This is a genomic window from Butyrivibrio sp. INlla16 (genome assembly GCF_900104155.1).
GTDB lineage: Bacteria > Bacillota > Clostridia > Lachnospirales > Lachnospiraceae > Butyrivibrio.
Genome location: NZ_FMYB01000076.1, coordinates 1 through 11,515, shown reverse-complemented (window position 1 = coordinate 11,515; position 11,515 = coordinate 1). Strand labels below are relative to the sequence as shown.

Annotated in this window: 13 protein-coding genes; 10 read left to right on the top strand and 3 right to left on the bottom strand. The window is 36.5% G+C overall.

All coding sequences use genetic code 11. From position 1 onward, the window contains the following. Positions 1 to 326: 326 nt before the first annotated feature. The 9 genes from BLR42_RS20575 (at position 327) to BLR42_RS20540 (ending at position 8,094) form a co-directional block, all read left to right on the top strand. Entirely contained in the window at positions 327 to 1,058 is a 732-nt protein-coding gene (locus BLR42_RS20575; RefSeq protein WP_091873254.1) for an AbiH family protein, read from the top strand. A 346-nt stretch (positions 1,059 to 1,404) separates the two neighbouring features. Then, on the top strand, positions 1,405 to 2,193 hold the full coding sequence (locus tag BLR42_RS20570) for a hypothetical protein (protein WP_139165228.1): 789 nt from the start codon (positions 1,405 to 1,407) through the stop codon (positions 2,191 to 2,193). Positions 2,194 to 2,253: 60 nt separating this feature from the next. Beyond that, positions 2,254 to 3,975, top strand: a complete 1,722-nt coding sequence (locus tag BLR42_RS20565; RefSeq protein ID WP_091873248.1) for an ATP-dependent nuclease — start codon at positions 2,254 to 2,256, stop codon at positions 3,973 to 3,975. Positions 3,976 to 4,064: 89 nt separating this feature from the next. Continuing rightward, the gene (locus tag BLR42_RS20560) at positions 4,065 to 4,394 is read left to right on the top strand and encodes a hypothetical protein (RefSeq protein WP_091873246.1); all 330 of its coding nucleotides are present in this window, start codon (positions 4,065 to 4,067) and stop codon (positions 4,392 to 4,394) included. A 93-nt stretch (positions 4,395 to 4,487) separates the two neighbouring features. Next, positions 4,488 to 4,784: a hypothetical protein gene (locus BLR42_RS20555; protein WP_139165227.1), complete on the top strand. Its 297-nt coding sequence runs from the start codon at positions 4,488 to 4,490 to the stop codon at positions 4,782 to 4,784. Continuing rightward, positions 4,774 to 4,914, top strand: coding sequence for a hypothetical protein (locus tag BLR42_RS23130; protein ID WP_170832909.1), 141 nt, complete (start codon positions 4,774 to 4,776; stop codon positions 4,912 to 4,914). The genes BLR42_RS20555 and BLR42_RS23130 overlap by 11 nt, the downstream gene beginning before the upstream one ends. Before the next feature lie 241 nt (positions 4,915 to 5,155). Further along, complete coding sequence (locus BLR42_RS20550; RefSeq protein ID WP_091873240.1) at positions 5,156 to 6,628, top strand: hypothetical protein; 1,473 nt, start codon at positions 5,156 to 5,158, stop codon at positions 6,626 to 6,628. A 30-nt stretch (positions 6,629 to 6,658) separates the two neighbouring features. Continuing rightward, positions 6,659 to 7,477: a MarR family winged helix-turn-helix transcriptional regulator gene (locus tag BLR42_RS20545; protein WP_091873237.1), complete on the top strand. Its 819-nt coding sequence runs from the start codon at positions 6,659 to 6,661 to the stop codon at positions 7,475 to 7,477. Beyond that, entirely contained in the window at positions 7,450 to 8,094 is a 645-nt protein-coding gene (locus tag BLR42_RS20540; RefSeq protein WP_091873235.1) for a hypothetical protein, read from the top strand. Before BLR42_RS20545 ends, BLR42_RS20540 begins: the two co-directional genes overlap by 28 nt. A 183-nt stretch (positions 8,095 to 8,277) precedes the next feature. Here BLR42_RS20540 and BLR42_RS23720 read toward each other — a convergent pair whose 3' ends face one another. The 3 genes from BLR42_RS23720 to BLR42_RS20525 form a co-directional block, all read right to left on the bottom strand. Continuing rightward, positions 8,278 to 9,897: an IS1634 family transposase gene (locus BLR42_RS23720; protein WP_091873232.1), complete on the bottom strand. Its 1,620-nt coding sequence runs from the start codon at positions 9,895 to 9,897 to the stop codon at positions 8,278 to 8,280. A 166-nt stretch (positions 9,898 to 10,063) separates the two neighbouring features. Then, the gene (locus tag BLR42_RS20530; protein ID WP_091873230.1) at positions 10,064 to 10,309 is read right to left on the bottom strand and encodes a hypothetical protein; all 246 of its coding nucleotides are present in this window, start codon (positions 10,307 to 10,309) and stop codon (positions 10,064 to 10,066) included. A 56-nt stretch (positions 10,310 to 10,365) separates the two neighbouring features. Next, on the bottom strand, positions 10,366 to 10,791 hold the full coding sequence (locus BLR42_RS20525) for a transposase (RefSeq protein WP_170832908.1): 426 nt from the start codon (positions 10,789 to 10,791) through the stop codon (positions 10,366 to 10,368). Between the two features lie 68 nt (positions 10,792 to 10,859). On the opposite strand from BLR42_RS20525, the gene BLR42_RS24150 reads away from it, so the two are divergent. Next, on the top strand, positions 10,860 to 11,342 hold the full coding sequence (locus tag BLR42_RS24150) for an IS110 family transposase (RefSeq protein ID WP_278289431.1): 483 nt from the start codon (positions 10,860 to 10,862) through the stop codon (positions 11,340 to 11,342). The last annotated feature ends 173 nt before the right edge of the window (positions 11,343 to 11,515 follow it).

Here is an 11,515-nt window from a genome sequence, read left to right as displayed (position 1 = left end):
TGAGGCTCCCAACCAGCCAAAACATAAATCACCACCGAATGGACTGACAGACTTTTTTCGAGGTATCACCAACCGAAGCTGGCTCCCAAGGAGGAACCGTCAATGATCCTGCCTCGATGATTATATACCTTATGATCTGTCTGGAGTATACGGGAGCTACAGACATGTATAACTGTTAGTTAAGCTCCTTGATGATATCTGATGAGAGGGGAATCCTCCCTTCAATCATTACTTAGATTTGGAAATAGAAACTATTAACTGTAGTCCTTAATGACTACATCATTACTATACTAGGAGGAAAAAGGGATTATCAAAAAAGGATTCCGGTGGAGGAACATATTAAAAATGTAATATGTTACTTTAGAGAAGGTGCTGAGGATAGGTTATCTATTACAGATGTTGCATTGATAAAAAAAAGAATGATAAATGATTTGAATAGATTGACTAGAAGCTATGAATTGTACATAACATCATTTATTGAGGAACAGGACATTGATAAGCGAGTTCAAGATATTGATGAACTGTCTATTGACAGGGTATTGAGTTTTAATTATTCAGATACATATGAAAAATGGTATGGGATGGGAAATACAAATATTGAATATGATTATATTCATGGAAAGGCTAGTTTAGAAAACGATATTGATACTTGTAATATGGTGTTAGGAATTGAGGAGTATCTTGAAGAGCCTGAACGTACTAATGATAATTATTTTATAGAATTTAAGAAGTTTTATCAGAGAATATATAAGCAGACAGGGAGTAATTATTTATCTTGGATAGAGGCGAATAATGCGTTTTATGAAGCAAATCAAAAAGCAAAACCAACAAAAATAAATATATATTTTTATGGCCATTCCTTGGCTGTTACAGATGGGGATATTATTGCGAGGCTAATTAGACATAAATATGCGACAACCACGATTTACTATCATAGTAAAAAAGCTCTAAGGGATCAAATTGCAAATTTAGTAAAGATATTAGGCGAGGAGGAGTTAATTCAAAGGACTGGAGATTACAGGCCAAGTATTATATTCAAACCATGCAAAGAAGAATGAATATGAAGTAATGACTTTTATTGGTGATACAGAGGTGGAAATGGATAACCAAGATAATAAAGAGAAATTGCAAAAACAAATAAAGGCATATATTTCAGAGATTCTATTTAATAATGGACAAGGATGATCTTACTTATGATGAGCTTAAGAGAGCACTATAGGGAGTCTTTTGTTGCGGTATGAATCTATAGTAATTAAATCTTATAGGGTTTCTGTTGATATATCGCTTATAGAAGATTTTACAAAATGGGCAGAGTGTGTCCTTAAGGATGCCGGTTATGGGAAAATCACTGGAAAAGATGCAATATACCAGTACTTTAATATTCAAAAGCGGTTGTTACCTAGAATGCCACGAACAATTTTTTATTCAAAGGAGTTTTTATATCCTAAAGAATACGAATTGGCATTGAAGGAATTTGAGACCAAGATCAGAATGGGTGAGGATCTTACACCTTTTATGTCTGATAAGATAAGAAACAGTGCTTACGACGATTTATTGCTCAATGATTGGGGAATCTATCACTTCCATCTATCAAGAAGGTTTAGAGATGATGGGTTTGTCGGACGTAGTCAATATCAGATTTTTGCATTCGTTACAGATGCTGCATTTTATATGATACAGACTTATGATCACAGTGATGAGAATTTATACTGTAAGCAGGAAATGGTCCGAATTCTTCGGGATAATTGGCCGGAGATAACTGAAAAAACACATTTACAGGGCGTAACAGAACTTACAGAGAAGATTACAGATAGCGATTACAAGGTGCTAAGGCATGAACACATTTCAACTTTGGTAGAACTTGGCGAGAATGAGGTGTATTGGGGCATGGGCGGAGGTTATGCTTCCAATGGATACTCTATAAGTGCTCTTAGACAGGCGGATTACACGGTGAGGAGCTTAGATGCTTTTCAGGCATTGATTATTGATAATGTAGAAGCTATTGGAATGGCAATCAATAAAGAAGCCGGGGAGGATTTGCATTATCGTAGAATGGGGTTGAGATTTTTGTGGCTTGATAGCTTTGATATGATTACAGTATGTGACTGTGTGAGTGGGATGGTAATACAGATTGATGGGAAGAAAGGGAGAATCAGGGTTTGTAAAGGAAATGAGGTGTTCGATAAGATATAAAAGTTTCTTTTATGGGAGATGAAATAGTATCATAGGAAAATAATCGAGAAGGTGTTGGATATGGCAAATAATGTCTTGTTATTATTATCTGCTTTGGAATTTGATTCATATAAGAGCTTTTCAAGTCATGAGACTCACCAATTGGAGCTGGGCACAAATATAACATTAATCATTGGAAAGAATAATTCCGGAAAGTCCAGCTTGATTGATGTTATTGAAAGTTTATTTAGAAAAGGGCATATTACTGATAGTCGGGGTGTAGATAGAGATAAGTTAAGACTTGTTTTTAAGTTGGATGAAACACATATTTTGGAAGGCTTTCGTGATAATCAGCGAAATCGTGCTTTGCCATATCAATATCTGTCTGATTTTGAATATGCCAGGCAATTTCTGGGGAAAAACATGTCAATGTGCTGGCAAAATAGTTTAGTTCCGGATATAAATGGGGAGAATGAAATACCATTAAATGAGCCGTGGCAAGAAGGACTTCTGCATAGTTGGGTTAACGTTACAAGTCGGTATGGTCGGGATATTAGCGACGTTGCTATGCTGCGTATTAGCGCAGAAAGAGATATTGTGCCGGAAATTGAGACTGATAATGAAGAGATTAGCGAAAATGGAGAAGGTGCTACAAATCTTGTAAGAAAGTTTATCAATACGGAATCTTATGATGAATCCGTGGTTGAAAAGGTGATTCTTAAAGAATTAAACACGATTATGCAGCCGGATGCATTTTTTTCTGCTATTAGAATTCAACAGATAGGCGAAAGAACGGAAAAAGGATACAGATGGGAAATCTACCTGGAGGAAGATGGAAAAAGATATGCCATTTCCAAGTCCGGGAGCGGATTGAAAACAATAATTCTTATTTTAATTAATCTGTATCTGATCCCTCTTACTGAGAAATATCGTTCGCTAGAATTATGCTATGCATTTGAAGAAATTGAGAATAATCTACATCCTGCTTTACAAAGGAGAGTGTTTGATTATTTATATGACTTTGCAGCAGAGAAGAATACAAAAATATTTATCACGAGCCATTCACCTGTAGCAATAAATACATTCTATAGGAAAGATAATGCTAAATTGTATCATGTAACTAAGACTAATGGTGAATCATCATTGACGGATATTACAAATGGATCAGAAAGGAATCAAATTCTGGATGATCTGGGAGTAAGAGCCAGTGATCTTTTTCAAACAAATGGAATAATATGGGTGGAAGGGCCATCTGACAGAATATATATTCTTCAATGGCTTAAGACATTTGTTCCTGATTTCAACTACAAAGAAGGATTACATTTTCAGTTTATGTATTATGGTGGCAGGCTGCTATCACATTATGAAGCAAATGAATTTGAAGATAGGACGGATGATCTGATAAATGTTCTGACTACAAATAGGAATGCTGTAATCGTTATGGATAGCGATATTAGAAAGCCAAAGGGTCGCATAAATAAAACAAAAATGCGAGTTAGAAATGAATTTGAAAAGGCTGGTTTATATTGCTGGGTTACAAAAGGTAAAGAGATAGAGAATTATCTTTCGGCTGAAGCAATAAGCAATGCGTTTGGTACAACATTACAACAGGTGGAGCGGTATGAACTGTTTCCGGAGTATATCAGTAAGACATGTAAGAACTTTGAGAATAAGAAGGTGGATGTGGCAAGGAAGATTAGTCCGTATATCACATATAACAATTCTGTAGGGATACTTGATCTGAAGGATAGTGTTCTAAAGGTGTATTTTGAAATAAAGAGATGGAATCCGGGTGAAGTATAACATGGGGAAAGTATGAATACGTGAATCTGTATAAGTTCATACAGCAATTTTAAGTGAAGAGAAGTTTTTGGGAGAGAGGCAGAGAAATAATGAGATTTTGCGATTTTTTCGTGGAGTATAAGCTAAGGATGAAGAGCGTTAATTCTGTAATCAGGTACGATGAGCAGCCGCGCTACAGATTGGCTTTATTTGGCTTATTTATAATATTCGCGACGCTTTTTGCTATATTTGCTGTATCAAATGTGATCTTTGATGATATGTTTACGGTTTACATGGGTGTTTCGGCAGTTGGTATGTTTATAATTATTGTCATAATGGGGATACTGGATTCAATAAGAAAGAATAAGGAGAGGCTGTTGGAGGAGATTCGGAAGCCTTATTCCGCAAGGCGAATGAATGTATTTATACAGCTGCTTTAGGATTATAGTATAGATATCAATGATTCCCAAAAACTGGACTTGATTGTCGGTGAAGCTAAAAGCAATAAAGCAAAAAATGCGCCGTGGGCAGAAGTGAAAAAACCTTTGGGAATGATGGGAACAATCGTGGCTTCCGCATTCGGCATACTTTTTAAGAATTATGTTGATACTCATGACATTGATTATATATCCATAATACTGTTTATGGTAATAATTGTGCTTGCGGTTTATGCAATTGGTTATGTGCTGTATATTATGCTCAAAGATTTCATTTATATGGATGGGAAGCGCTATGATGATTTGATAGACGACATAAATCAGGTTAAGATATTTGCTTCTGCGGGTGGTGAAGAGATAGAGGAAATGGGGGATTTAGAGGATGCATCATAAATTTGATCCATATCCGATACCGAAAGGTGAGACACCTTTATATGTCAATGAGCCGTGGCTTGTTGATAAGTCTCTTCTGGAATATGAGACCATTTTAAATACTGAGCCGGATGACTCGGAAGTTATATAAATTTGGAAAAACATCCCTAGTTATGTGGACCGCTTGGGTATCTTGATGAACTTTTATTTGGATAATAGGCCCTGCTGTTTTGCTTGTAAATGAGTGTTTCAGCAGGGCTTTGGATTTGAGTAGTGAAATTCTGAGGTTGAGAATCATTGAAATATAATTGAAATATAATTGAATTGTAATTGAAATATTTTTTGAGTACAATTATAATAGATGTTACTATAAAGGGGAATGGAGTTGCTCTATGAATTACAAGAATGACATAATAACTACGATGAACTTACTTTCCCGTATATTGTCAGTATTAAATGATTTTGGGAATGATCAATTTACGGAGTTTTATTCACTTAATGCTTTCCAAGAAACTAGTAATGATATAAATATACAATGTAACAATATATGGGATGGAAATATTGTTAAATTTAACACATATTTAAAAGGAATAGTCTGCGAGATAGAAAGGAATAGTGATCAATCGAAATATATTAAGGCATATGCATTAGCTAAATGGTTAGATTGCAAAATGACTTATAATAGTAAAAATTATGGAGGAGAAAAACTATCAATATGGTCGTTGCTTGGAATAGCTGCTGATGATGATTATGTTCAAATAGGTGCTTTAAATACAAATTATGAGGAAACTGGTATATGGATCAATCCAAAGTTCCCGATTCGCAAGACTTATGCTTCAGACGACTCTGACAGAGAAAAGCGTGTATTTAACCGTGATGCCTTTTATGGACTTAATGGTGAGTTAAATAATTTTGCTTATTTTGTATGGGATGGAACTAGAAGAATAAATAATATTATCATTTCTGGTGAAGCATTAGCAGATGCTGAAGATGGTAAATTATCTATTGCGTTTGCGCCGATGACATCCAAGCAGAATATTTTGAAGAAAAAATATGGCTCTTTTACAAGAAAAGGGTACCAAAAATGTGGCATTAGTATTTCTTTAGGTAACTTTGGAAAAGAGTTATATTATAGAATGCTTGAAGATTGGAAAATTGCAGCTGATAATGGTGCAGATATAATATTTATGCCAGAGGCACTTGGAACAGAGAGTGTGGATGGAACTAATGAAGAGAACGATAAATTTTTTTATGATTTATATAGGAACAGGATAGAAAAAGGGCAGCATGTTCCATACATTACTATATGGCCAAGTTATTGGCACGATAGCGAAAATGGAGCAACTATAACGTATGCATCTGGCTTTGTTATAGGAACTCAGTATAAATATTATCCATTTGTTAGCAAAAGGGATAATAGAGAGGAGGCGCTTAGAGAGTACGATATAAAAGAAAGTATGATTATACATATTCCATTTGTTCATAGAGTGTCAGTCTTGATATGTTCTGAGTTCTTATCAGATAATGAGTCAAGGTGGAGTGACTTTCTTTGCAGATGCTTTGGCGTTTCGTTATTAATTGTGCCATCTTATTCTTATGGCGGGCAGGATTTTATAAACAAGGTGCAGGGATATGTTGGGTATGATACAACAGTTATTTGGGGTAATTGTTGTGGGGCAGCCTATGAAGCTAACTGTTGTGGCGCTTGTTCAATTCCGGGAACCAACAATATAGAAATGTTTAAATGTGATAATGGTGGTTCTTGTGATGGCGTTAAAGCATGCATTTTTATGACAAAGCTTCCGCTTCGACAATTGGTATATAGGGACGCGTTCAAAACTGAAGTTGAGCAGATTCGTGCATAAGGGCAGAGATGTCTTGAAGGAGATGATAACATGGAGTGGTATAGAACAGAATTAGATATCGGTACAGAATTTGAAAGAGAAGAATATGATACTTTGCTAGACTATATTGATAATAATATTACCAGTATAATTGAGCAAATGGATGGAGATGATATAGCTCTTAAGCAGAGTGAAAAATATGGTCGTGCCATACTTAAATATTTTGAAAAGAAGTATTTGGGAATAAAAAAATTTAGAGTACTTTACCGACTTGGGGAATTAAGCGGAGTTATAAGGGCATGCTCACATACTTCATATGAAAATAAGAGAGACGAATATGTGTGGTCTGAATCTAATAAGGCTTTATCGAAAATAAAAAATTTCGATAAGATCGTTGAAATGATATACGCGCATGAAAATATAACTCATCAGGATTTGAGTAGAAAACTAGGAATGAAAGCTTCTACTCTAACTGAAAGTATGAAGAGAATAGTAGAATCAAATTTTATAGATTCGTTAAGGGTTGGAAGGTATAAGGTTTATCGGTTGACAGATTATGGGCTACGATATGCTGTTAATCTGAAAAAAAACAGAAAAAATGTTGATAAAGAAAAAGATAGAATTGTCGCGTATTTAATTAAAATGGGGCGAATGGATCAACCTAAGATAACAGTAGAAATCAAATGGGGAGATATAGAAAACTATAGGAATAGTGATGGTCTATTAGATAAAAAAATAAAAAAAGTCGATTTTGCATATGATAGAGAGATATGGTCGAACAACATTTGTTATTGTCAGGAGACATCGGAAGCAATAAATACTAATTTTAGGAGATCAAATGAATGGATAAAACAATTAGCAGTAAACTAATAAATAGTAATAATCATGTTAATACATATATCGAATTATATAGAGAATATTTATCTGAGAGAACAGAAAAAAGCTATTTAAAGTTTCAAAATATAATAGAGTGTTCTGATGAAATAAGGATAAATATTGAGGATATAAATGATGATGACAAGAGCCTTTTAGATGCGATGAGCAATCACTATACAGATTACTTATTTGAGCTGGTGAGGTTTATTACGATTGAAAATCAGTGCCCGGAGGCTTTTTATCAAAAGCTGTTTGATCAGATTTTTTGTTCGGGAATTATAAATCTTTCAGAAAGAGAGTATGGATTACTACTAATGTTATTGGCTAATAATATAAAGGGATTACCATATTATCAGGCAAATAGCCCGGTTGTGGTCTCTGATGCTAAAGCGGAGGAAATTATTTCTGAAATAAGACCATTTATACGTAAAGCAATGTACATGGCAGATGACAGGTTTGAATTCACAACCCAGTTGTCTTCGCAAATAATAGACATCTTGAATCAGATAGATACACGAGAAAAAAAAGCAGTCCTTTTAGCTATTTTGATAGGAGCAATTAGGAATAGAGCAATAGGCGGGACGGGCATAGCTGAAGACGATAATTCTTGATATAAAAGATAAGTAGAAACTAAAATAACTACATTATAAGAGTGGGAGCTAAAGCTAGGAGCTCCCATTTTTTGTCCTCAATAGAATTCGCTATAACCTAAAGTCCCGTCATTTTATACCAAGGATTGATTCCTGAAACATCCGGACATGATTCTTGAATTATCCGGACAAAAATCACTCAAATCATGTCGGGACATTTACACCCATGAACTCATAGAGTTCACATTGCTTTGCTGTTATTTCAGATAGATGATGTGCCTTGCCGGGTTGCTGATAATACTCAATAGTATCCAGTTCATCAAGTAATGACTGGATCGTATACTTGCTAAACAGACCGTTTTCATCCATCTGCTTTTTGATATAAGACACCATCTGAAGTGCTATGAACTGAATAAACAGCTTGCCTTCAAAGTTTTCTTCTGATGCGACGGACATACGCCGCATGGAAAGTCTTTCTTTGAGGTTGCCAAAGGATTTTTCGATAAGATCCTTGAGGCGGTATATGCGCAGCGCTTCCACTGGATCTTTGATTCCATTGCTCATGAGCGCGAAGTAACCGTAGTTCTTCTCAGCCTTTCGGATAGCTTCCTCCTTAAAGCTGTAGGTTTTGCCTCTTACAGGTGTCTCGTGTATTGTAAAGTACTTCTGATAGAGCTTTTCATCAGCTGGATCAGGAGTGCCGTTTACCAGATTGTTTTCAAGACGGTCAAGCATGGCATTGAACCTTGTCTTGTCGTCAGTAGCTTTTTGGTCATTGTAATAGAAGTGGAGATATATGCGCTTTTTGTCAGTGATTATCTCTCCGGTGCGGGGCTTTTCTTCTGTATAGTCCCATTCTTCTTTAAATGACATTACATATAGTTTTAACTCTGAATTATAGTTATAGCGGGTAACAAAATCCGCGCGGATCTTATCAAGTATGCTGCTCACCTTGCTAAGTGAGAGTCTGGCACCAATGAGGAACTTATGGTGGTGCTTCATGAGATCGTTGATGTTCTTCTCACTGTAGAAGCCCCTGTCCAGGACAAGCTTTAGCTTATCGAGTTTTAGGAAATCAACATCCTTTATGAGGTTCTCTATGGTTTTAACATCCGTGATGTTGCCTGCAAGCTTTCTGTAATAAACAGGGAGCATTGCTTCCTCTCCATACAGAAGTGCAAGGTTTATCTGCGGCAGGGAATCACCTTCTTTGTTCTTTCCATACTTCGCCTGCTTTATAAGCGCCCTGTATGAAGAGATAGATGTTGTATCAAATGCAAGGTATTCATTCAGGCCATGGCGTTTTGCCTGGTACCGGAAGTAAGCCATCTTTGCTTCCTCAGTGATGAGGCCAAAGAGCTCGCTGCTTCGCTGTGAAAGGATATCCTTGCCATATGGATGCCTGTGAGTCAGGCCCCACTTATGGAACCTGTACATGGGCTGGCCTTCTTCAAGCACAAGATAATAAGCAACAGACATTATCTGCGGTGCCAAAGAGCCAAAGCATTTGCCAAGATCTGCAGCAATGCCGGTTTTGTCACATATCTCATTCAGAAGATATGTTGATCTATAAAACTGTCTGAGGCATACCTCTGTAGGAACCGGACCGGTATTAGGTGCAACAAGACTTTGCTCATACTCAGATTTGAGACGATGATATGTATTGTTTGGAGTAAAGACCTTGCCATCATACTTACCGATGTATTCTCGCTTATGGTCGGCGCACTGTTTTTCAGCGTTCCAAAAAGGCTTGTCGATATAAGCGTAACCGTTCTGGCATCTGACTTTGCTGGTGATCCAAGGCTCATTGATTTTCAGTTCCATAGCAATTACCTCCTTGGTATAAATATACCAAGGATTAAAAGGAATCGCAAGCAAAATGGGCACTTTTGATACAATATTTTGTAGTTGCAAAGCCAGTAAATACAAGACTTTGCGATGGTTTGTTAAATGAGTTTATACCGAATCCTTGGTATAAATTCACGGGAGCTTAGGATTCAAAATCCTCGCGCATATCCTCCCAGAATCTTAGAGTGTTAATAAAGTCTAATGGCCAACCATCATCACCATAAACACCATCTCCGTTTGTATAGGGGGTGTTTCTTTCTTTGACCCAGTCTACAAGCATATCCCATTCCTCATATGTAATAGATGGAATTTCTCTTTTGTATCGGTGCAGTTCTATGTTTAGGATATCCTGAAGTTCGGCTGAAACATTGTCGTTAAATCTTATCATTGTTATATTTCTCCTTTCAAAACTCGCCTTCTTCAAAATAGACAACAGGGTTACAATCAGAAACGCCAATGAGTGTCGGGTTCGATCCTTGTTGAATAAAGAAACCTGTTTCTGAAATGTTCAAAGTTTCTGAATCCTCTTCCCAGACGCTTTAAGTCTTTGGCTTTGCGGTTTATGGATTCTATAGGACCATTGGAAAGCCGGCTGTCGTAAATCTGTCCATTACAGATTTTTTCAACCATTATGAAAGAGTTGACTATCGGATCTTCAAATTTTTCGAGAAGAGAGGCAAAATCGCGGAATATTTCATGCCTCGACTTCTGGTATTCCTGTGCTAACTCGGGCAGCTCTCGCCTAGCTGCCTGTGGATTGCCAGCGTTCCTGGCACTGAAGACCACATACTTTTCTTTTAAATCACGGAATTCTTTTAGATTGGAATCAATCCTGAAGAGAGCATCCTCATAATCAAAGGTATTTATCATTCGATGAAAATGGGAATCCATGCGTAAGTCGGTATGGTAACGGATGTTAGACTGATTGGACAGTATCTATAGTTGCTAAATTCACTTTTAAAAACAATAAAGAAGGATTTGATCAACTACTCACAACTATTAACTCTTTATCCTCACCTGAGGACATAAGAATAGGGTTTGAATCAACATCTCATTATGCCCTGAATCTTGAGCTTTTCCTTGAAAACGCCTCGCTAACGTTCATGGAAGTAAATCCAGTCTTGATATCGGAATATAAAAAATCGACCACTCTAAGGCGTACAAAAACCGATTCTGTTGACTGTGAATCCATTGCTCGATGGTTAATGACTGTTGAGTACAAACCCCATTCAAAAGGATTTTATCACGCTTATTCCTTAAAGTCATTAACTCGTCTCCGTGACATAGGGTTGTTTCATGAAGAAGTTTTTGTGCAGGAGAATGCCATAATCAGGTGGAGTAGTTGCTTTTTGAGATGTTATTATCCTATATTCAGCATAAAAAAGCGCATAGTTATCCCTATGCGTCATCAAAAGGAGTAAAGGTATTGTTATTCTCAAAAATCAATACATACTGGGAATTGGTTCAAAAATAAACTTTGCCACACATGTAAGATCCGAGTCCACTTCATCCATTATATCTATCATCTGTATCCGGTTCACAGGATCTTCTAATTGCATCAGCCTTGCTACGTTATATGATATTTTTCGCAAAA